General features: G+C 42.1%; 4 protein-coding genes. All 4 read left to right on the top strand.

The window, feature by feature from the left end; translation table 11 throughout:
- Positions 1 to 598 precede the first annotated feature (598 nt).
- The 4 genes from DWA31_RS02275 (at position 599) to DWA31_RS02290 (ending at position 25,969) form a co-directional block, all read left to right on the top strand.
- Positions 599 to 21,658, top strand: a complete 21,060-nt coding sequence (locus DWA31_RS02275; RefSeq protein ID WP_114325052.1) for a hypothetical protein — start codon at positions 599 to 601, stop codon at positions 21,656 to 21,658.
- 49 nt (positions 21,659 to 21,707) lie between these two features.
- Positions 21,708 to 23,369 (top strand): ShlB/FhaC/HecB family hemolysin secretion/activation protein, encoded by a 1,662-nt coding sequence (locus DWA31_RS02280; RefSeq protein ID WP_114325053.1) that lies wholly within the window; start codon positions 21,708 to 21,710, stop codon positions 23,367 to 23,369.
- A 1,061-nt stretch (positions 23,370 to 24,430) separates the two neighbouring features.
- Positions 24,431 to 25,006, top strand: coding sequence for a DUF1415 domain-containing protein (locus DWA31_RS02285; protein ID WP_114325054.1), 576 nt, complete (start codon positions 24,431 to 24,433; stop codon positions 25,004 to 25,006).
- A gap of 318 nt (positions 25,007 to 25,324) precedes the next feature.
- Positions 25,325 to 25,969 (top strand): LysE family translocator, encoded by a 645-nt coding sequence (locus DWA31_RS02290; RefSeq protein ID WP_114325055.1) that lies wholly within the window; start codon positions 25,325 to 25,327, stop codon positions 25,967 to 25,969.
- The last annotated feature ends 108 nt before the right edge of the window (positions 25,970 to 26,077 follow it).

Genomic DNA, 26,077 nt, shown 5'->3' on the forward strand with positions numbered 1-26,077 from the left:
TTGACCGTTTTTTCTACGTATAAAATAGATCACCTAATTAATGAAACTGGTATAAGTAGAAAGGCGATAGGTTCAGCACGTCAAGTGAATTGTCAAACTCAGTACCTTTATTTATTAAAGCGCCATGATAATGGACCGTATAGCCTACTTAAGTTAATTCGGCAAAGCATTGTTAGTCATTATTGAGTAGTCATGGATAAAATTTAATTTATTTCAAAGGTTTAAATCATTCAGAAACTGTCAGTTTTTTTTACAGTTATTAGAATATTAATTGTTGTCATTAAGATTTATTTTTTAAATTCAATCTGTTGAGGATGTGGCTTGAATAATGCCTCTATTTCTTGGATACGAAAAGGTGCGTACTAATATACTGATTTTACTCATGAACATTAGAGTTTATACCGGCATATTTAAGCAAATTATTTTAAAAGTGCTAAGCTCTGATAATATTTGTTTACAAATATTACTTAAATCATTATTCGTATCATTAAATTTTTAAATTGACGAACACTATAGATTATACGGTAGTTCTTATCGTGTAGCGGAGTATCTACACAGTGTGAAGTGAGTTAGAACTCTCAACTTGAGGTAGTTCACTATGGTGTTTCAACATTGTCGTATAGGTAAGTCTTACGTTCCTAGCCGCAAAATGCGTGTTATTACGCACTTTACTATTGTATTTTTCTTTTTTGGACAATTGCAGGCTGCCGTAGCAGGTACTAAAATTGTTACAACTACCAATAACGGCTGGACTACAAATGCCGCCACTAATGGTAGCGTCACGGAAATAACTGGCGCTAGACAAATAGGCAGTAATTCATATAACTCATTTGAACACTTTGGCGTTAAGGCAGATAATACTGTTAATTTTCGGTTAAATGGAGCTGATAACTTAGTTAATCTTGTTACTGCGAGTCGTTCAGATATTAATGGTGTATTAAATGCTTATCGTGATGCAGGTAACACAGTAGGTGGTAATCTCTTTTTTGTTAACCCTCATGGTATTACCGTTGGTGCTGCTGGTGTTGTTAATGTTGGCTCCTTATCTATGGCGGTGCCAACGCAAGCGGCTATGGATGATTATATTTCAGCCTTACAAGATGGAGCATCGTCCGCAGATGAACGTTTGTTATTTATTGGTGACTTACAGCTGGCTGAAAATGGCGAGATTAATATTCAAGGTACCATTAATGCCCAAGGTGGCGTATTACTGCTAGCTAATAAAATTAATGTTGGTGCTGACGGTGGTATTTTTTCGGTACAAAGCACGTATGCTTCTGGTGCTGAGTTATTTAGTGCTTTAGTTAACGTTTCTGATGATTTTCAAGATGAATTAGCAATTCTTGAAGTTGATGGTGATTTGGTGATAGGCGCTGCTGGATTATCTGGAGGTATCATCAATGATATCAATCCTGTTAAAAACACATCAGCGAGTGTAGTAGTCGAAGCCGGTGCAACTATTCAGGCCGAGGGTGATATTCATCTTGTTGCCCTCGCTAAACAAACTCCAGCTCGAATTGATAATGGTTTAGTTGAATGGAATACTACTTCAGCCACTGTTGACATTGATGACGCAAGTATTACTTCAAGTAATGGGGCTATTTCTATTGACGCTAAAGCAAGTGTCGATTTAAATGTTGGTGGTTTTGATGGCGCACCAATTTCAGCGGCTATTGCTAAATCAGATGCGCTTTCAAGCGTTAACATAACCAATTCAACGATAACTTCGGCGAGTGATGTCACCATTAGTTCATCGGCAAAAACAACAATATCTGCTATTGCGAAAGCAGAATCATCAACTGCCACATTGACACTAGCCGTGGCTAGTATTAAAAATGACTCATCAGCAGTCGTTGATGGCTCTACAACAATTAATAGCAGCGGTGATGTGGCTGTTAACTCCCAAAGTGATATGAATGTAAAGGTTGTTGCCGATGGTTTATTAAATGATGGCTCAGGTGGCGGGCTGGCTATTGCCATTACTGATGCGGATAACAGCTCTATTGCAACAGTGACTGACAATGCCCAAATAGTAGACTCTGCCACCATTGCAATTACTTCATCGGTTAGTAATTTGATTAATACCTCCGCTCGATCTGTTGTTACCGGTGATCCTCAAACAATCAGTGATGCGGTAAATAATGATGACAATCTCAAAGAAAGTAATGATACGGAATTAAAAACCAACATCGACACCTCATTAGATGAATCTTTCAATGTAGAAAACGATGAACAAACGTCATCTCCCCAGTTTGCGGGTGCTTTTGCTTATACCGATATAGGCAGTTCATCGCAGGCAATTATTAATTCTTTTATTGATGATGTTAATGGTGCCAAAATCAATGCAGACGGACGTATTGAACTGATTGCTAAATCGCTCACAGATGGATCTAATCTGGCTAAAGGTACTACCGCTGATGGTGCTGATACGGGGATCAGCGCCGGTATTTCTATCCTTAATTCGAAAGAGTTAATTAATGCCAGTGTTGCACCTGAACAAGGAAAACTTACCGTCACTGCCGTTTCTTTGAAAGTTGCGGCGTTAAATGAAGATCATTTATCAGCAGATAATGAAGTTGGAGATATGGCATCACTTGCATACTCTGGTGGTAATAGCTCCGATTTAGGCGTAGCAGGTGCATTTGCTATAAATATTCAAGATCGTGATACAACAGCTAATATCAGTGGTGATAATATCTTGATGGTCGATGTTAATGGCGATTTAGATGTTGTTGCAGCTAGCCAAGTGTCTGATACTGTTAAGGCATCGGCGACTTTATCAACACAAGAGCAACAGCAGGCAGAAAATAAATTTTCAGACTCTGCAAGTTCCAATGAAGAAGGGGCTGCAGGAGTTGGCGTTGCTATCGCCATCAACGTACTTAGTAATACCACCGACGCTCGCATTGGCTCAGGGGTTGATATTAATAATGTTAACAATGTAAGCCTAGTGTCAAATAGTCAGTCTAATACCACCGTTAATGCTACTGCTGGTGTTGCACCGGCACAAGAGGGAGCTCAATCAAAAGTTGGTGTCGGTGCTTCTATTGCTTTGAGTGTGATTGATAATACTACGCATGCGGTAGTTGAAGGTAATGATGATACGTTACTATCCTCTGGTGGTGTAAATATTACTGCAGATCATGAAAATTCAATCAATGTTACCAGTGATGGCTCAGCCGCTGGAGATAGTGCTTCAGTTGGCGCGTCGATTGCTATTTCTGTTTCAGATGCAGACACTCAAGCTTTGTTAAGCCGTGATGTTGAAGCGGGAAGTGTCACACTTAACGCTATCAGTAATACCAGTAACAGTAGTGTCGCCAAAGCCAGTGCAGCAGGTGCTGAGGAAGATGAAGAAGAAACTGAACCCCCAACAGATCCTGATGAAAAAACCGGCGTTGACAAACAAGCCTCAGGTTTAACACAGTTTGCCAGTGATAAAAAAGCCGATGATAGCGAAGATACCCCCGAAGCCGAATCAGCGGAAACTCCTGGTGGCAGTGTTTCGGTAGCCGCGGGCTTAGCGATAACCACCACCGAAGCGACTGTTAGTGCACAAAATACCGGTTCAATCACCACCACAGGTCAAACTCAAATTACTACTGCCGCGGCAGCAGACTCTAAAGCAGAAGGAGATGGCTCTGCGGTTGATGGTAGTAACAGTGTCGGCATTGGTGTTGCGGTAGCCGTGAACAGCTTAAACCAAAGTAATACCGCGACTGCTCGACACATTACCAGTAACGGGGGGTTGACGGTCAGTGCCACGCAAATTGAAGATGAGATTAATGATACCGGCGCTACAGCTACCTCAGGTGCGGGTGCCGCTAATGTCGGTGTAGCTGGCTCAGTGGCGGTGAATGTGGTGAACAATCGGGCAGCGGCGACTTATGCCGATGGCACAGTTAGCTCAGGTGACGTGATTATCAAGGCTTCTAACGATGCCAGTAGTACCACCAAAGCGGGAGCAAGTATTGAAGGAGAAGGTGACAGTGTTGGCGTGGGTGCTGGCATTGCCATTGATGTTGGGGTGAATGACACCTTAGCGTTAATTGCTTCAGATGCAGATATTACCGGCTCTGACTCGGTAGTGGTGGATGCAGACTCTACCTTTGCTGCTGATTTAAAAGGTGAAGCAGGTCAAGGTGAAGGTGCAGATGGCGGCTCGGTGGGGGTAAATGCCACGGTAGCCGTGGGTGTGTACAGTAATAATACTCAAGCTGAGATTGCAGCTGCTGATACTACGTTGTTATCTGCTGGTGCTGTCCACGTGGGCGCAAGCAACACCAATACCATTGCGGTTGAAACCAATGCTGAAGCGGCAGGTAGTACTGCGGCAGTTGGTGCGTCAATTGCAATTGGCGTTTCGAATACCGATACCCAAGCAATGATCAACCGTAATGTCAATGCTAACAGTGTTGAACTTATTGCTAACTCAAGCAGTTCAAATGTGACCAAAGCGAAAGCGGGTGCCTCAGGTGCCAAGGCAAAAGAGGAAGAAGAATCTTCAACTACAGCCGATGAAGAACCTAGCGTAAATAAGGATGTGGATAGTTGGCAAACGTTTGCCAGCGATAAGGATGACTCTGGTTCAACTTCTGATACAGAAACTGAGAAAGCAGATGCCAGTAGTTCAGAAGGTCAAGTGAGTGTTGCTGCAGCGGTTGCTGTTGCGGTAACCGATATCGACACCGTAGCAAAAATTAATAAAGGCGTAATAATCACCGCCACCAATGATATTTCTGTTTCTTCGTTGGCAAATACTGATGCTAAGGCCGTTGCTGATGGTAGTGCAGTTGGAGGAGATATTGGTGTCGGTGTTGGTGTCGGCATTAACGTGGCTAATAACAATAATCTTGCGCTAATTGATCAAGGAGCAGATGTGCAAGGTGGCAATATATCTGTCTCTGCTTTGATGAAAGAAAATACCGTTGAAGGAGAAGATGACCCCGATAATACCAATACGTTTGTTGCTGATGCTACCTCTGGTGCTGGTGCTGCAAAAGTGGGCGTTGCTGGATCTTTGGCGCTAAATGTTGTCACTAATCATTCGCGTGCCTATATTGCAGGGGATGAAGGTAATGGTGTTGCCGCGAGGGTTTATAGTCAAGGTGTCCTTGGTGTTACTGCAAGCAATAATGCCAGTCATGTCACTACTGCCAAGGCTTCGGCGACAGGAAGTAGTGATGACAGTTCAGATAGTTCAAGCGGTAGCAATAATACCGGTGCTGAAAGTGGTAAGAGTGTCGGTATTGGTGCTTCCGTTAGTATTAATACTTTCACCAATAAAACCCAGTCTGAAATAGGAAATGGTGTCACTATTGGTGGTGAACGTTCTAATGTTGCTATCGAAGCTGGTTCATTGTCGATGGCTGCGACTTCTAAATATCAATCACAAACCAAAACTGAAGCAGGGGCTGAAGGCGAAGAAGGTGCTGATCCTGCTAACGATATTGCCATTGATGCCGCGGTTGCCCTAGTTGTTGCTGATAATGAAACTACTGTTGCCGTTGGAGAAACTAATAACTCATCTGGATACTCTGGTGACATAAATTTAACGGCAACGAGTGAACAAAGTAATACTACTGAAGCAGATGGCGATACTGCTGGCAGTTCAGTTGCTATTGGTGCTGTCGTTGCGGCTAATCTGGCTACATCTGTCACGGGTGTAACAATTAATGGCGATCTGAAAACTTCAGCGGGTGCTATTAACTTAACCGCTTCATCTACCTCAGCCGATAAGGCACTCGCGAAAGCTTCTGCTAAAGGGGCTTCTAAGAAAAAAGTTCAAGACAAATATGGTGCTACCGAAGAAGAAGTTGACTCAGGTGATTTTGGTAATGGCGCAGACGATAACAAAGCCACCAGTACCGCAGTGTTGTCAGATAATGCCAGTGCAATGGAACAATCTGATACCGGTAATAATGAAGCAGATAATAAAAGTGGCGATAAGGGCAAATGGAATGTATCGGTTGCCGCTGCCGTGGGAGTTAATGTTGTAAATAATGAGACCAGCGTTAAGGTTGCTTCTGATAAAGCACTTGCGGCTGATAGCTCTATAAATGTTAGCGCCACTAGCGACAGTAATTATATGACCCTAGGATCGGGTGAAGCAGTTGCTAACACGGGTGAAGGTGGTGGTATCGGTATTGGCATTGGTGTGGCAGTTACGGTGACAGACAATGATACACTTGCTGAGGTTGCCTCGATTGACAATGCGGCTGATGTCACCATTGCCGCCAATTCTAAGCAGAATATGCATGATGATTTTATTAAGGAATTAACCTCAGAAGCGATTGCTGGAGCCAGCGCTGACAAAGTGGGAGTTGCAGGTGCTGTGGCGACGGTGGTCACTAATAATAATACTCAGGCTAATATTCTTGATCAAGCCATCATTGGTGATATCAATGCTTTAAATGTGACTTCAGATGATCAAAGTAAAATATCTTCTAGAGCCATTGCTTGGGTTGACCCAGCCAAAAAAACTACCGCTGGCGTAGGTGCTAGTGCGGCAATTTTAGTTTCTAAAAATAAAAATATTGCCCGAATTGGGGATGGCGTTAGCATTGATTCTGCTCACTCGATTAATGTTGCAGCGACCAACCATCGAGTAACGCCTGAAACCGTTGGCCTTAATTTTGATGACATCATTAACTTTAATGATGTCCTTGATTCTGCTTTATTAGCAGGACGAACTACTGCGTCAAACGACGATAGTGAAAATACCGGTACCGAGCCTGAAGTAGACCCTAAAATGGGTGGGCCATCATTAATTTTTGATGAGCTGAAATCTCAAGCAACTGATGCTAAACACGCGCTTGAAGATTATATTCGTTCCCACAATTATTACACTGAAGCCGCTGCAGGCTCAGCTTCTACCAGTGGTTCTGCCAAGTACGGCGTAGCCGGTTCTTTTGCAGTTACTGTGTTACAAAACCAAACTGAAGCATCAATAGGAAATGCCACCATTAATAATGTTGCTGGCAATGTTGATGTTAGTGCAGAAACCGATACCGATATTGCTGGTTTTACTGGCTCAGTTGTTAAAGCGGGCAGTGTTGGCGTTGGAGTTTCAGCGACAACCTTAGTGAATTTAGATTCAACCCAAGCCCTGGTTGGCAATAATGATGGTGTTGGAGTGCTCGCACTTGGCTCAGTGGATGTCGCTAATAACATTGGGGGCTTAAACGTAAATGCATCATCTGATCAGGATATTTTAGGGATAGGCGTTAGTGCTGCTGCGGCAAGTAGTTCGTCTGACTCTGAAGGAGGTGGGGGTGTTGCTGTTAGTGGAGTGTTAACTACTGCGGTATTAATCAATGAAGTTAAAGCTCAAATTGCTAATGATGCCAAGGTTTATTCTACAGGCGGTGTTGATATAAGTGCTGAAGGGCTCACCGATATTGTTACTGTGGTAGGTGGCATTAGTTTAGCGGATAAAGTTGGTGTTGGTGCATCTATTGGAACGAGTGTTATCTCGGGGCAAACCCACGCGCTTATCGGTGATAGAGCAAATGTGCTAGCTACTGATTCTGTCAATGTAGCGGCAACGGCGCAAGAAGATATTATTTCGATTGTTGTGGGTGCTGGCGCTTCTAAAAAAGTGGGAGTAGCAGGTTCAGTTGCAACCAATATCATTGCTGCTTCAACCACCGCAACCATAGGCCAGAATGCTATAGTTACTCAAACCGATGCCCGTAACGCTGAAGGTGAAGTCAACACTATTTCAATTAAAGCCACTGATAATTCTAACTTATTTAGTTTAGCTGGTGGTGGTGCTATTGGCGGTAAAGCAGGTGTGGGTGCAGCGGCGGATGTTGCTGTATTCAGTAAAAATACCGTTGCAGAGAGTAAATCTGGCTCAGTACTTAGTGCTGAAGGTAATGTTGAAGTAACCGCTAAAAGCAAAGATGATATTGCATCGTTAACGGGTGCAGGGGCTGCATCATCTTCAGGTGCGGCAGTTGCTGGTGTGGCTTCAGTTAAGGTTGTTGTTAATACCACTCATGCCTTGCTTAACTCCCAAAGCGTTAATGCCACAGGTAATGTTGATCTTTTAGCTCAGTCTGATACTGACTTGAATATTTATGATGGCACCATCGCTATTAGCGGCGGTAGTGCGGGTGTTGGTGGTGCTGTTGCGGTTAATACTTTAGTTAAAGATACAGCGGCCAGAGTGGGTGCGGGTGTTGATATTACTACGCGAGGCGATTTAAGTGATTCACAAGTTTATAGTGGCGATGTCGATCGTTCAGGTTTTACCCAAATTGGCACCATTGATCGTCCCGACAGTGACGACAAAGATCCTATTGCGGTTAGCTCTGGTGAATTAACGGATGCTGAAAAACAAACTATTGCCCATCGTGGCTTATCGGTTACCGCATTTAGTACAGAAGATATTGAAACTATTGGCATTAGTGCATCTGCAAGTAAAAGCGTTGCTGTCGCTGGTAACTTATCTGTCGATGTGATTACCAATACCACAGATGCGGCTATTGGCGCAGATGCAAGGGTTAATGCTTCAGGTGTTGATCCCGCTAATAATAGTGCTTCAGTATTTGTGCAATCTTTTGATTATACTGATTTAAATTCCATGTTAGGTAGTGGCGCAGTAGGAGTAAGTTCTGCGGGAGTTGGCGCTGCAGGTGATGTTTCAGTGATCAGTAAAACTACAACCGCGCATATTGATGCTCGTGCTGATATTGACGCAGAGCAAGACGTGGTGATCCGTGCGGGAGCTGAATCAGATATTGACTCTGTTGCTGCCGCGGTAGGAGTTGGTAGCACTGCTGGTGTATCAGGTAGCGCAAGTGTGTTGGTGATCAATAATGAAACTCGTGCTTACAGCGAAACTAATCTCGATAACCGGACAACAACCATAGATGCTGGGCGTGATTTTATTGTTGAGGCACAAGATAACACTAACTTATTTGTATTTAATACCGCATTAGCTGCGGGTAGTACTGCTGGTGTTGGTGGCTCAGCTGGCATAGTAGTGATGACTAGCCAAACTGAGGCCAAATTAGGTCGAGGAACCGTTAGTAATACTAATCAGCGTACGGTTATCAGTGCCGATTCTCGGGAAAAAATCATCGGTATTGCCATGGGAGCTGCAGGTGGTGGTACTGCTGGTGTTTCTGGTCAATTGGCTGTACATGTACTCGCATCAGACACTAAGGCTATAGTTGAAGATAACGTTACTATTAACAAAGAATCATGGGTAGATGCGGCGGCCGAAGAGCAGCAATCTGTTGCCGTGTTGGCTAATAATAATATTGAGCTGTTATCTATTTCAGGTACCATTTCTCTTGGTGGTACAGCTGGGGTTGGCGGGGCATTAACTGCTGATGTGGTACAAAACCATGTACGGGCATCGGTAGGTGATTCCGAAATTTATGCTGGTTCAATTGGCAATGGTAATGTCGATTTAGGGAATGGTGTGTTTGTTGAAGATGGAGTATCAGTACGCGCCACTTCAGAAAAAGATCTAACGGCGGTATCAATAGCAGGTAGCGCTGGTGGCACTGCTGGAGTGGCGGGTGCTGCATCAATATTAATTGTCGGCTCTGACTTTGATGAGCAGGATAATTCCAGTGATAGCTTCGGCGGCGATATGGAAACATTTTCCAGTACCGGTGATGATGCCGATGAATCTTCACAGTTTGCTGTTGCTGACAGTGGTTCAGAAAGTCGAACCGGCGATACCTTAGGCGCGCAAGGAGATGTTGAAGTATCATCGGGTGTCACAGTGTCACAATTTGTTGATGATAATTCGCAAACATCCGGATCTGAATATTTCTCCTTAGACAGTGCTAGTGGTGTAACTGGGGATACTGTTGCGGTTGTTGCCTCTGGCGCGAAAATTCAAACTAAAGGCGATCTTGAAATTAGCGCCAATGACGATACTAGTATAAATGTTGTCGGTGGATCGATTGCTGTAGGTGGTACTGCAGGTGTAGGAGGCTCAGGTGCTTTAGTCTTACTTAACCAAGGTACACGAGCACTTGTTCAAGACGATGATATTAATGCTGTGGAGCTAGATGCTGCACGGGAACTTAATATTAATGCACAAGCTTATAGTAAAATTTTTGATGTCACTGCTACGGTCTCTGCAGCGGGTGCGGCGGCGGTTTCTGGTTCACTGTTATTAAATGTGGTTGACTCACGCGTAGAAGCGAGTATCGGTGATAACGCATTAATTAATCAAGATAATTTACTTGTAGCAGATAACAACCAGTCGGTTATTCTCGATGCTAATAATAGTATTAATTTGGTTGCTACTACTGCGAATGCTTCAGGATCAGGAACGGCTGCAGTTGGTGGTGTTGCTTTGGTGAATGTGATCAACAGTAGAACCAACGCTACCATTGGCAATTCTGCACAAATTAAAGCCATGCGTGATGTTAAAGTGATTGCAGATGGCTCAGAGCAAGTGATTGCCAATGGCGCAAGCGCTGCTATTAGCGGTGTTGCTGGCGTCGGTGGTGTCATTAATGTCAATACCATTAATACCAGCACTCAAGCGAAAATTAACGCTGGTGCAGTTGTAGATTCTGATGGCAATATTTTGCTGGCATCAGAAGATGATACTTCGTTGATTGCCAACTCATGGGGGGTTGCCATCGGTATTGGTGGCGCTGGTGTTGGTGGTTCATTTGGCGTGAACACCATCATTAAAAATACCAGCGCGGTTATTGAAGAAGGCGCTACCGTTAATGCCCGTGGTAATAATGCGGCAATGATTGATGTATATACAGGAAAACTGGTTAATCCAAACACTGGGGATAATTTGGTTGATGGTTTGATTAGCCGCATTGAAGGCGGTGAAGATGATGATCCACAAGAGTCAGGTAGCAGTGGCCCTAGTGAAGAACAGTCTCAAGGTCAGGCCGATAAATGGCAAGGTGTTGTTGATGAAAGTGGTGCCAATAAAGGTGAAGATGACTTAACCCTGGTTGACACCCCTTCTTTAAATAATAACAGTAAACAATCTGAAATGATCAAAGGTTTAGCCGTTATTGCTTCTTCAACTGAAGATATTATTTCTTCCAATGCCAGTGCTGCGGGTGGTTTATACGCAGGTGTTAGCGGCTCAGGACAAGTACTAACGGTGGAAACAAAGACTGATGCCACGGTTGAAAAAGGTGTCACGGTTGATACTGCTGATTTACGTTTGAGCGCAGCAGATCACACCAGCAGTTTATCACTGAGTGGCGGTCTTGCTATCTCTGGTGTGGCGGGCGTTGGTGGTGCTGTTGCTAACGGTAACTTTATTAAAAATACCCAAGCGACTTTAGGAACTAATGCTGAAGCTGGCAATGGAGTTAATGTAACTGCCAGTGGTGATGTAATTGTTACTGCAGATGGGTCAGAAGATATTGATGAGATTTTAGTTAATGTTGCTGGTGCTGGTATTGCTGGTGTTGGTGGTGGTATTGGCGTGCATGTGGTGGTGAGTGATACTACTGCTGAGGTGGGTAACAATGGCGTTATTGCAGCAGATAGCGACCTAAATATTCGCGCCAATAGTCATACCGAAATTGATGCACTAAACGGTAACCTTTCTTTGGCGGGTATTGCTGCAGTGGGTGCGGCTATTGGTACTAATGTGGTTGCCAATCGCACAATGGCTCGTATTGGTGACGGTGCTACTACCGATGCTGATGATATTACTGAAGTGACAGCAAATTCTGTCTCAGATATTCGCACTATCACAGTGGCAGCCTCTGGTGGTGCGGTAGGTGTTGCTGGAGGTATTCAAGTTAATGTGATTGATACCACCGCCCAGGCTTCTATCGGTTTAGGTGCATTTATTAACTCCTTAACTAGCGGCAATGTTGGTCAATCTGTTATGGTGAATGCTACAGATAGTTCAACCATTGATTCTGATACCGGAGCCATTGCGTTAGGTGCAGTAGGCGTTGGCGGTGCGGTCAGTGTAGATATTTTACGTAATTCAGCGCTAGCTAAAGTGGGAGAAGATGCTGATATTATCGCAAACAACAGCATTAATATTGCTGCGACCACGGTTAAAAATCTTGACTCAAAGGCCGTATCAGCAGCTGCAGGTGGTTTTGGAATGTCTGGATCTATTGCTGTGGCGGCAGTCGGTGGCGATCTTAATGATGATGCTTATAAAGAAATTAACGGTGAAGATGCCAATGGTGATCAAAACTCTGACAGTGGCTCTGTTAACAAAGCAGGTACTTCATCAAGTGTAAATCCATTAGCCTCTGATGATGAAAATTCACAGCTAAATGATTTCAGTAGTACCGCAAGCTTGGCAGATGATGTTGATGAACGAAATACCGAGCGTGAAACTGACTATGGCGTAAGTGATGATGTAGCATCTTCGGCGGATCCTCGCTCTGGTACTCTCGCCGATATTGGCAATGGTGCAACACTCAAAGCAGGTGGTAACTTAAATGTTATTGCCACAGACACCACTAATACTAACTTGTTAACAGGGGCAATAGGCGTTGGTGGCGTTGCCGGTGCAGGAGCTGCTTCTATCACTGTGATTGGTAATAATACCAAAGCAAGAGTTGGCGGTAATACTACGTTAGATTCAGGCGCTCAGCTTAGTGTCAGTGCGATTAATAATAAAACTTTAAATGCTACTGCTGCTTCAGGAGCGGTAAGTGGTGCTGGCTCTATTGCTGGCTCAATTGGGGTAACAGTTGATTCATCTCAAGCGCTTGCTCAAATTGAAAGTGGTGCAAATATTAACCAAGATCTTAGCACACAAGCATTAATCACTGAGCAAAATGTGGCTGTTAATGCGATTAATAATGCCAATATTGATGTTAAAACGGGTGCTATTTCAGCGTCCTTTGGTGCAGGCATTGGCGGCACCCTCAATGTGGTTACCACCAGTCAAACTACCCAAGCGCTAATTGATGTTGGCGCTACAGGCCGAGTATCCGCTGAAGGTTTGATAAAAGTAGATGCTGATAGTAATGCTATTTCAACTGCTCAATCAGCGGTAGGTGCTGGTGGTTTTACGGCAGGTATAGCTGGCGGTGCGGTCACCTTATCGGATAGCAGCACTACTTCAGCTTTAATTGGTGCAGGCTCAATTATTGATGGGGTTGATGGCGACGATAACGAAGAAGTGAAAGTGACCGCTGATTCAACGCGCACCGCAACAGCCGATACTAAAGGTGCTGCTATTGGCGCTATTGGTGTTGGTGGCTCAGCAGCAACAGTGGAAATGAACGGCTTTACTACAGCGTCAATCGCAGATAATACTAAACTTGGTATTAACAATGCTATTGGCAGTCTTGAGGTTAAAGCAAATGCTGTGGAAACAGCTACTGCGAAAGCTATTGCATTATCTGCAGGGATTATCTCTGGCGCAGGTGGTGTGGCAACCACCGAAATTAATTCAACTGTTTCAGCTTTAACAGGGGATAATTCCATTATTGTTGCTGACGGCGCTGTTGCAATTACAGCTCAGGCAACTCCTAAAGCGCTAAGTAGATCTACGGCGGGTAGTTTTGGTGGGGCGACCGTGGGAGCGTCAATCGCCGATGTTGACGTTGCGCCTACTGTATCAACCTCAGTTAATGGCAGTCATATCAATGCGGACTCTTTGCTTGTTTCTGCCAAAGTGCTTAATAATGGAAGAACTGCAGATGGCTACGCTGAAGCGGCATCGGGTGGTTTATTACTGGGAGCCAACGCCACAGTTGCCAACACTTCTGTAACAGGAAAAGCATTAACCACATTAGGTCTTGGTACATGGTTAAATATTGTTGGAGATACCAGTATCGTCTCACAGCATAACAGTGATCAGTATGCAGAAACTAAAAGTTTTGCTGCGGGCCTTGCTGCATTGGGTGGGGCATTCTCTACTGGGGAAGCTGATACCATTAGCACTATCAATGTCGCTGATGGTAGCACTATTGCTGCTGGCTCATTAATCCTTAATGCTAATGGTAATGATAAAAATCTTGTTAAGGCTAAATCGGGCAGTGGTGGCGCAGTAGCAGGTGCAGCCGCTGTGACAGACACAGACAATACCAGTATCACCAGTGTTTCAGTGGGTGATGGCACAATTACTTCAGATAATATCGACATAGATGCAACACATACTGCTCGTTTTGATCATTCTGCCGATAGCACTAGCGGTGGTTTATTAGGTGCAAGTGGCGCTGTTGCAGATAATACCGTAGATGCATTAGTGACAGTGAGTTTAGCGGGAAATATTGAAGCGGGCATTATTGATGCGCGTACCAGTAATAATGTAAATAAAAATCTACAATCAGGTTATAACATTAACGCTGGTGCAGGTGGTCTATTAGGTGGCGCGGCAGCTGATAGTCAAACAACAATTCAACAGATGACTTCAACCATCACCCAAGGTGCACAAATCACCTCGGGTGATCAAGATGATAAAGGGATAACATTTGAAGCTGCAAACAACTTACTTGCCGATGATAGTGCTAAATTAGATTCCGGTGGTGCAATTGCTATCGCGTTAGCTGATACCTCAGTAGTGGCAAATAATGTTATTGCAGCTATTACTTTTGGCGACCAAACGTCAGTTGAAACCGGAGGTGATTTAATTGCTGCCGCTTATTCTAATATCAATATTCAGGTAGATACTAAGTCAAGTACTTATGGTTTAGCTGGAGCAGCTCAAGGGGAATCTACGGCAAGGGTAAACGTGAGTAATAGCGTGAATGTTGCAGGTGCTGATTTACTCTCTGATGGTCAAACCAAGTTATTGGCAGGACGTAGTGCCAATGATCGAGCAAACAGTAATTCTATTTTGGCCTACACCGATATTTGGAATAAAACTGCATTTCCAGTAGAAACTAAACCAGAGGCTAATGCTTACCTTTTTCACAATAACGTTGTTGATGTTGATAATGACTCAACGGTTAAAGCAGGCGGTAATATTTATTTAGTGGCTGATGAAGGCTCTACTAATGTTAAAGGGCAAGGTACAGGTAAAGACTTATATAGGCAGGCTGCAGAAGATACCGTTAATTTCTTTGGTGATTTAGTCGGTGCCGATGATGTCTCTTTTGATATTACTGGTGGTACATCCACTAATATATCGATAGAGCAAGTGAATAATGACGGCATAGTCAATGCGGGTATTAATAACAAAGAAAAATTCCGCATTGTCCGTAATGAAGACAACAATGATCTCGAATTTTATGAAGGGGATTATGTTGATGGCATGATGCCTACACTTGTTATTAGAGATACCGCTAATGGTTTGATCGGTATTGATGATAAAGGCAATGAGTTTGCTATTGCAATTGATGGTGATGGTAACTACGTGGTAGCACCAAGTAAAGATGGTTTATCTACTACCGTTAAGTTAGATCTTGATTTTAATCCTCTACAAGTAATGTTAGACAGATTGGATGAAGTTAACAGTTCTTTAGATGATATCTTCTTAAAATCAGGTGGATTAACAGCAGCGCAAGTGATTCAACGAGATACTTTATTTCGAGAAGGGCAAGGTTATAAGGCTGACTCTGAGCAGGCGTTAGCTCAGCTAGACAATGTTTATACTTTGGACTCAGACAATGTAGTGACTATTTTTGCTGGGGTTCGTCAGTTACGTGGCGCGGTTGTTGCTGCAGATACTGAAGTGGATAATGATCAGAAAATTACCACGTCATTAACCTTGTGGCAAAATCAAAAAGCCGCCTTAGATGCTGAGGCGCAAGCTTGGTTAGATGGGGACAGCAAAGCCTTGATTGCGGGTGCAAATGCAGATCAGACTGCAGCAGTGGTAGCCGATCTTCATAGTCAGTCTAGCGAAATTCAAGATAACCTTATTGTTCACGCTGAGGCAATTAACAGTGATTTTACCAGCATAGACACTTGGCGAGCACAAGAGTTAGCAGATCCGGACAATGTTGATAACAGCTCACTAATTGCTGCTGCCCAAGTGCGAATTACGGCGAATAATATTTTACTCAACAATTTTGATAGCTCCACATTAGCAGCGCGAGAAACCACGCTTGTCGCTGAAGAAGCTAACAAGTCGGCTTTATCTGAGCAGGCATTTACTGATCGAGATGACATCACCCCTAACGAGAGTAATATTGATGCCACACTGCGTCCTTATGTTAATCGGTTAGAGCAAGAGCGAGACTGGATTCAAGGACGGGTTGATGACTATGGTGGGGCAAGTGCTGCCGGTGTTCCGTCATTAACTTATCAGTCGATTAATTTCACTGATAAATTATTTGCCACTTCAGCTGATATTGTGGTTGATTCAAGAGGGCTTGGTGGTTCCGGCAGTTTAATCGCTAACCGTGATACTGAGATATCTATTTTAAATAAAACACCGGCATATTTGCAAATTACCGGTGGCGCAGAAATCCCCTTTGATGCCGGTGGTAATATTTATGTTAACGATGTCCCTATTCGCTCGGCGACCTTGGGTAACCAAGCTATTGGTGATGGCACCGACAACCCCACCAAGATTAAATTTTTAAATGATTATGCGCCACCGGGCATGGGGGGCACTTCGTTAGAGCCACCGCAAGGACCTGATCTTATCCTAAGTGAAAATATCAGTAATTTTAACGGCTTGATTCACCTAGAAAGTTTATTTGGTGGCGTTACTACCGATGCAGGTGTGCGTATTGACGGTGACACTATCGTTATTCGTGCTGGTCGCGATGTGGTGCTCTCCTATGCGGGCGGCATCAGGCATATCGCCGGTGATGTTAAATGTGATTTTTCTGCTGCAGCCGATTGTACTCCGGCCAGTGGCATTGTCCCAGGGGTAGTTGCCGGTAATAACGTTTATGTTGCTGGTGAATTTATAAATATTAATGGAAAAATTCAAAGTGGTTTGCCTGAGCGCACTATCACTATTAATGGCACTGCCGCTGGTCAATTTGAAAATGGCGGTTTAGTCAGTAAAGAAGTTGATGAACAAGGGCAAACTTATTTTGAAGTGAGTCCGTTATTTATTGCTGGCGGTTATGTTGATCTTTATGGCCACATTATCAGTACCCCTGTTGATAAAACCAACACCGCTGTCGGTGAAATTCAAGTGATGGATGGTTATGGTGATATTGAAGTAATTAATAACACCAGTTTAGATGTGCGTATAACCAACATGAGCGCGGGCACAGGTGTTAAAGCAAAAGTACGTATCACAGATCTTGATTTTGACTTGAATCTCGCTGGGCATGACAAGGTTAGTGAGTATACCTATTATCGAGATAATGCCGCTGGCCAGCGCGTTGATGTAACTACCAGTTATCTGGGTACTACATCGAGTGAATGGAAGTCTGAGACTCAGAGTAATAACTTAAACTACTCGCCGTTAGCTGGGCAACAATACTCATGGGAAAATATCCGTAAAGATGGTTGGAGTCAAGACCGTGATGTGGTTCGTGAAACTTATTTTGTCTTATTTGGTGGTGACGATGTTGAAGTTGATCGCGATACTAAAAGTAAAGTTTTTTCAATCGATCAAGCGCCGATTAAAGATGACTTGGTGGTGAAAGCTCGACCAGCAGGCACAGTAGCTGATGCTACTAGCAATGGTGCTTATGCCACCAAACAAACAACCACCAACACCACCTCAAGTGGTTGGTCACAAGTATCAGGCAGTTACGATAAAGATGAATACGTTGTATATCGTCATGAAGAATGGAAAGAACGCCGCACAGGCACTGATTTTGTCTATGTTAAAAACTTTGTTAAAGCGGATCACCCAATTGCTATTAATTTTGTTGGCAATTCAACTGGGTCGATTACCTTAACCTCAGCTGGTGATGGTAATGGTAATTATGGAAACATTGATATTGCCGGATCCATTCTCAATCCAACGGGTCTTACCACCATAAATGCAGGTGATGGCGATATAGTTCAATCTAATGCAAGTGCAATACTTTGGACCAAAGATTTATCACTAAGTGGTCGTAGTATTGGTGAGGCTACAGTGGCACCACAAGCTTTAGGTGCAATTGCATTGGCACTGGCAGATAACAGCGTTAATAAAGTTTTTGTACCTTTAGAAATAAATCTCGCTGAAGGTGGGCGTTTATTAGATGCCAATGTTGGTGTGGGTGATTTGGTTATTGAAGAGCTTGATGGTGACTTATTGATTGGTGAAATGAGCGCGACCAACGGCGATGTGTGGTTAAAAGCCAGCGGTGATATTCTCAATGATGAAGCTGCATACCCAACTAAAAACAATAAAGTGACCGGTGAACGCGTGACTCTTATTTCACAAGGTGGCGCTGTTGGCACCAGTGATAATGCCATTCGGGTTAACAGTGACGCGAGTGCTGATGGCGGCGTTATTGTCAGTGCTGCCACTAACATCAATGTCACTGAAACAGATGGCGATCTTTATCTGGTAAGTGCAACTGCAAGTACTGGTGATGTTAATATTAATGTCGCTAATGGAACCTTAGTTGATAACAACAGTGTAGAAACCCGTGATACTCGTACCATAGAACAATTGCTAGGCATATGGGATAGCATGGAGTTTATCACTGAAACTAGCGAAGATAACGGCGTTAACAGTACTGGTAATGTTAGTGAAGTTTATGATGTCGCAGCGCGAAATGTCACTGCTACCGAAACTCTTAAAACCCGTGAATATCACACTTACTGGAATTATCGAAATAAACTGGCCGATCCTAGTGTGCCAGTGACAGACACCACCATTACCTTGAGTGATACCGAAGCCTCTTTCTTTGATAATCCCCAAGTGATAGCAGATGAGCGCTCTGACGAATTTGCTCGTTTGAATGATCTTTATGGCGACATTGGCAATACTTATATTAAGTCTTATCAATATCAAGTAATTGAAGGAACAAAAGAATATCAAGATTTAACTAAAAGAGCCGGTTGGACTGAACTTGAATTATTAGCACTATTTGGCCCAGGGCTGCTTAAAGAAATTTCAGATACAAAGATCAGGATTGAAGAGGCAAATGTCACCGGACATCACGTTAATATTACCGTAGAAAATGGTGATATAGGCACCTATGTTCCTGACGATATTTTAATCGACTTAGATACTGTGGCTGACTATACCGAGTTATCTGATGAGCAGAAATTAGCCTTACTTACCGCAGAGCGTAAAGATGTTCGTTTAGCCAATTATGATGAAGCGAGTGAAAGTTATCGCCAAATGTGGATATCCACTTATGAAGATGTTGATGTTGAAGCCTCGGGCACGTTATCGGCAAATGCGGTAAACGCACAAAGAATCTATTTAGGCTCTGAGGGAGATTTAGCTATTAATAATATTGCAGGTTCTGGCGATATTCGTATCCGCACTAACGGCAATCTTACCGGTGCTTCTGCGGGGGGTAATAGTGTTGTTACCGGTACCGACATCATTCTTGAGTCGGGCAGTCAGAGTATTGGTAGTGAAGATCAGCCATTTATTATTGAACAGCTTGCCGGTGGTTCGGTTACCGCGCGCGCTGGTAACAATATCTGGTTGCAAACCTCACAAAATAATCCACTCGCAATTGACACTGTTTTTGCCAGCAACTTATTTTCACTAACTACAACCGCTGATGTGGTTGAGTACGAACCTGATGCAGGGATAGATGTCAGAGCCGATTCCATCGATTTAAATATTGCCGGTTCATTCGGCGTTGGCGGTGATTTGATAAATTCACTGGATATTGGTTTAAACCCACAAGGTATATTGACCGCGAATATTCTCAACAGTGCATGGATCACCAGCCCAGATCGCAATATGCGTATTGGTCGTTTTGATGTGGGAGCAAGCTCAAGAATCGTTGGTAATAAGGATATTAACCTGCAGTCTGAACATGGCGGTATTACCAGCAATAGTGGCAAGTTTACCTTGTTGGCTGACGGTTCAATTTTTGATGAACTCAAATTGACCTTGAACGATGATGACGAAATTATCAATGAAGATGATGGTAGCCGTGCGATCACCGCAGTTGAGCTTGAGTTGATTGCAACTAAAGGTGACTTAGCCTCTGCTGATAACGCTTTAGATATTGAAGTGGCTGGCGGGGTGTGGGTGCAAGCTGAAAAAGGTAGCATTTACCTTGAACAGCCTGACAGTGATTTGCACCTGCAAAATGTCACCGCTGCCAATGATGCTGAGTTTAGTTCAGGTGGAGACATCCTCTTGTTATCAGGCGTGGGTGAATTTACTACTACAAGTGGACGTTTATCACTTACCGCTACAGGCTCAATTTCGGATGAAGATGATGACACTGTGCTCTCGGCAGTTGAGTTAGCACTACATGCCATTAATGGCTCGATAGCCGCCGATCATAACACCTTAACCGTGAATGTCAGTGAAGGTACGTCACTTGTGGCAAAACAGGGCGCAGCATTTATTGATAGTCCAGCCAGTAACCTTAACCTTCGCCAATTGGAATTAGGGGCTAGCTCACGCTTAACCTCTGGCGCTGATATTGTTCGACTTGCCTCAGCAGAGAAGTTTGTTAGCACTGATGGTAGTTTATTACTTGAGGCACAAGGTTCTATTTTGGATGAGGATGATGAAACTCGGTTGACTGCCGTGGAATTAGATCTCGTGGCCAAAACGGGCTCAATTGGCTCAGCAGACAATGCACTGACCATTGAAACTTCAGGCGCACGCGGTTTAGCCGTTGATGCTCAGCAAGCTGACGCTTTTGTTGATAATCCCGACAGCAGTTTAGCGCTTCGTCAGCTTTTAGTGGCTGATAACTCAAACATCACTGCAGGTTCTGATATTACCTTGATTGAATCAGGGCAGTATCAAAGCACCAGTGGCACATTATCATTTACGGCTGACGAATCGATATTTGACTTATCAGGTGACAGCCTTATCCAAGCAGTCGATTTGGAATTACAGGCTAACCATGGTTCTATTGGTTCTACTACTCGTAGCTTGCACTTAGATACTCAAACAATCACATATCTAAGTGCAGCAAAAGGAACTTACCTAACAGAAATTAACGGTGATATGAATATTAGTTTTATCCATAACGACAGCGAAGCCGTGGTGTTAAAGGTAGTAGAACAAGGTGCGGGACTTAATATATTTGGTGGCCTTGTCGATGGAAAAATGCTTTGGAACGCAGATAATATTTTCGCAGATAACTTGGTTCACGGTGGTAACGAGTCAGAGTTGTATTTTGAAGTTACCAGTTCGACGGGTGCAATGGCAGATGATGTCACTATCATGTATCAGTCTGACGATAAAGTGCGCTTTGGCACAGTTGAAACTCAACAAGCATTGATTTTGGGTGATGTTAAGGACGTTAAGTTTGACCATATATTATTGGGTGAAACAGGTTTGTTTACCAATGACGCAACGTCGGTATTTATTGATCACACTGATAACAGCTTACGTAGCCAATATAACATTCAACTTTACTCAAAAGACGCACCGTTTTTCTTGAACTTTATACCTGATCGTAAAAAAATCACCACCGATGCCTTTATTATTTATTACGATCCAGACTGGATAGTAAATGCCTTTAGCACCGAAAACAGCATGACGCGGTTAGTGGCTAAAGACTTGGCATATTTAACGGGACCAATTACCAACGTAGTAGAGCAAGTTAAGCACCCTGATAATAAAAAACTGGTTAAGAGAAATGATGGCGCAATTAACTTACCGTATAGTAATGAGGCTACTTCTGTTGAAGACTTAACAGATGAAATGAATAAGTAGACTCTTTTAATGATCAATAAATTTAAGTTCGTATTTTGAAGGATATTCAATGACAATATTTCGGTTTGCCCTGACAGGGTTCACATTTTTGCTGTTTACCTGTACGGTTTTTGCTACGGAAGTAAAACCACAAGGTGATTTACATAAAAATCAACAAGATACTCGAAAATACTATGAGCTGCTTAAAAAAGAACGAGAACTTAAAAAACAGGCGGAAAATAATTCGGTTATTGAACGTACAGAGGAACCAACCACTACAAAACCAGCAGCTGGCCGAACGATATTTGTGAAGCGATTTGAAGTTTCTGAATCTGAGGTTTTAACTGTTGAAAATATAAGTCAATTAACTGATAAATACGTTAATCGTAAACTCGATATCAGTCAAATTATCACACTCGTAAATGAAATTAATCAGCTTTATGCCACCAAAACTCAAATAGTGGCTAGAGCTATTTTACCAAAGCAAAAAGTCTCTGATGGCGTGATAAAAATTCAGCTGATTGAATCTACACTCGGTAAAATTGAACTAGAAGGGAATACTTATACTCGGGATTCATCCCTCAGAGATAGTATATCTTTGGACACAGGAGAGTTGATTCATTTAAATGAATTAGATGAAAACTTGGTTAGTTTTAACCGTTGGAATGATATTAAACTAAAAGCTAGTCTTCAGCCGGGTGAAACATATGGTACAACAGATGTTATTGTGGTGGTTGATGAGTCGCAGCAATATAGTTTGAACGTGTTTGCGGATAATGCAGGACGAGAAACGGTTGGAGAAAACAGAGCCGGCTTTACCATGAAGGTTGCTAGCTTATTTGGTTTTCGAGATCGCTTAATAGTCGGGGCTAGCTCTTCACATGGCTCAACCAATGTTTGGGGCTCATACGAAATTCCTATCGACAATACAGGTACTCGCTTTGTTTTATCTTATGATGGCGGAGATATTGAAATAGTTGATGGTGAGTTAAAGCCGCTTAATGTTACCGGCGATTCGAGCAATGTAGGTTTTTCAGTGGTTAAACCTATTGCCACAGAGCGTAGTTACGACTGGGATCTAAGTGTGGGGTTTGTTCGTAAAAGTTCTAAAAGTTATTTTGATGATGTCGAGTTAGTAAGTACTATTGCTCGCGATGTTATCTTTAATACGCACTTGCGTTTTTTTGATGAATACGGCACTTGGTTAACGTCACACGCAATAACACTTGGTGATTCAGAAGCAGTGGAACAGCGTGATTATATTTTTTACACCGGATCATTAGTTCGTTTACATTATTTTGATTATGGTGATCGACTATTGGTTAGAGCTAGTTGGCAGCTGTCTGATACTGATGATTTACCATCGTTTGATCAAATAACTGTTGGAGGCATGGCATCGGTACGTGGTTACACTGAAGGACTGTTAACGGGGGATCGAGGTTATAAAATGAGTGCAGAATATACTCATCCTTTAGGGATCACAGATAAATTTATACATGATGTCAATGTGTTTGCATTTTTAGATCATGGTGCAGCATTTCCATATAGAGGAGACAATGGCTCTAGTAGTAAATCTGAAGATTTTCTTGTCAGTATCGGTGGTGGTTTAGAGTTTGATATCATGAATGATTTTTCGATTAAAGTAAGTTATGGTGTTCCGTTGAAAAATAAATCGCACTACAAATTAGATAGTTACATTATTAATGCGATGATTAATTGGCAAGCTTGGTGATTATATACCCGTGACCATTCAAAATGCATGTTTCAGTGGGAGAAAAAAACGATTTAGACAAGGCTTTGATTGCAGAGAATGGTTGTTCAGGATAATGTGCTCCTGCATTATCTAATAAGCTACATCCATGTAGCGCCATTATCAAAACCAATAACGACGTATAAATCGTTTTTAGCCCCATCGTAGAAGCGCATGAGCAAACCTATTTCATTGTTGTGTCAAAGAAATAGGGAATGACCATTATTTAATTGACGCGCCTCAAACTAGATTTGCTCAAGCACTCTGAATCGAGCATTTTGAATGATTACGGGTATATAACTCAATTATTGTTGATAATTGGTTATATAAAAATATATTTCATAAGGTGTTAATCGTTACCTATAGGGTGACTAATGAGTAATGATATTTCTAAAGATGCACAGTTAAAATCTAAAAAATGGCTAAAGATATTAAAAAACATAGTCAAACAAAAGAGCAAACTAAATTAATTGTTTAAGGTATTGCTGAATATATAACAATAAACAATAAACAATAAATAATAAACAATAGAGCGTTATATACCCATGATACTTCAAGATGTACGTTTCAGGGCAGCTGAACGATTCATGGTCAAGGCGCATCTTTTTATTAAGGGTCGTTCAGGATCATATTCTCCTGAACAACCATTATCTTCAATCAAAGCCTTGCGTATATGGATGTAGGTACTTAGGTTCAGTCTGGAACTATGAACCTGTGCCTAAAGGCATTTCTAACTCCAGCTGAATCCGACATATTGAAGTAACATGGGTATAAGCAAGGTGTCGCTGTTGCGCACACAATTTTTAAAGACCCCGCTATTTTAAACCCATCGAATAAGCGCTTGATCAATATCACTTTATCATTGTTGAGACTTATACCAATTGAAGTAATTAATGGATCATTGATTCATTATTTAATTTGGTATTATAATGGAATAACCATTATTTCGTCATAGAGAATTGAATTGAAATAGCTCAAGCACTCTGAAACATGTATCCTAATTGGTAACGGGTATTAATAAGAATTAACGAGTTGAATTTTTAATGACAACAGCAATAAATTTAGATAAACAAAATGAAGTGGTAGCAACTAAAGAATGGCTAAATGAAATTATTATAGGTCTTAATATTTGCCCTTTTGCGAAAAAAGAATTTGTAAATAACACCATTCATTATCATTTATCAAAAATTGAACAAGTCAAAACAGCCTTGCATGAGTTCATTGAACAATGTCGATATTTACAAGCCCATGAAGAATTAGAAACCACACTTATTATTTATGGTAGTGGTTTTCGTGGGTTTGAGCGTTATTTAGATTTGGTTGATTACGCCAATGACTTACTCGTTGATTCTGGTTTTGAAGGAATATTTCAAATAGCGAGTATGCATCCTGAGTATTGTTTTGATGGCGAAGATTATGATGACGCGAGCAATTTTACTAATCGTTCTCCTTACCCCATTATTCATCTTATCCGTGAGACGAGTATGTCGAGAGTATTATCTGTCTATAATGAACCAGAAAACATACCAGAAAATAACATTAAGTTGGCACACGAGAAGGGCGCTAACTTTTTCCAGCAAGTATTAACACGTATTCATGAAAAGCATAATAGAATATAGAAAATATACCCGTGACAATTCAAAATACATGTTTCAGTGGGAGAAAAAAACGATTTAGACAAGGCATTGATTGCAAAGAATGGTTGTTCAGGATAATGTGCTCCTGCATTATCTAATAAGCTACATCCATGTAGCGCCATTATCAAAACCAATAACGACGTATAAATCGTTTTTAGCCCCATCGTAGAAGCGCTTGAACCATCCCATTTTATTGTTGCGTCAAAGAAATAGGGAATAACCATGATTTAATTGACGCGCCTCAAACTGGAATTTCTCAAGCACTCTGAATCGAGCATTTTGAATTATTACGGGTATGATATGCCTTATATTGAGCAGTTTTTTCTTATTGCAGTAGTACATCTTTTAGCAGTGGCAAGCCCAGGGCCTGACTTTGCTATTATTTTAAAGCAAAGCATTCGTTATGATAGGCGTACAGCAATTTATACTAGTTTTGGTATTGCGACTGGCATTTTACTGCATGTAACCTATTCCTTAATTGGTATAGGTTTGTTAATTGCCAGTGATGAACGCCTCTTTACAGCATTGAAATATCTCGCTGCAAGTTACTTTTGCTACATTGCTTGGCATAGTTTACGGGCTAAAAAACCTAAAGTTATAAGTGACGAGTCTCAAATATCGAGTAGCTTAACAGTTGACATTCCTTCACCGAAAAAAGCATTTTTTACTGGTTTCTTGATAAACGGTCTTAATGTCAAAGCAACACTATTCTTTGTCAGCTTATTTTCAGTGATCATAATGCCTGAAACACCTTTCGCCATTAAACTTAGTTATGGCCTTTATATGACAGTGGCGACCGCTGCTTGGTTTGTATTATTATCTTACTTACTAACTCAGGCTAGAGTGCGTAGATTATTACAACTAAAAGGTTACATACTTGATAGAGTAATGGGAGCTGTTCTATTGTTTTTAGCAATACAGCTAGTGTTAAGCGACTTACCTTGATTTTTTTAAGGCTTCACCCGGTAGTAGGAAATCTTATTTAAATTCAGATATAATAGCTGCTAATTATTGTTCTATTATTTTATTTATTCTTTTATTAAGAGATAAGGG

This window comes from Candidatus Colwellia aromaticivorans (genome assembly GCF_003333305.1).
Lineage (GTDB): Bacteria > Pseudomonadota > Gammaproteobacteria > Enterobacterales > Alteromonadaceae > Colwellia > Colwellia aromaticivorans.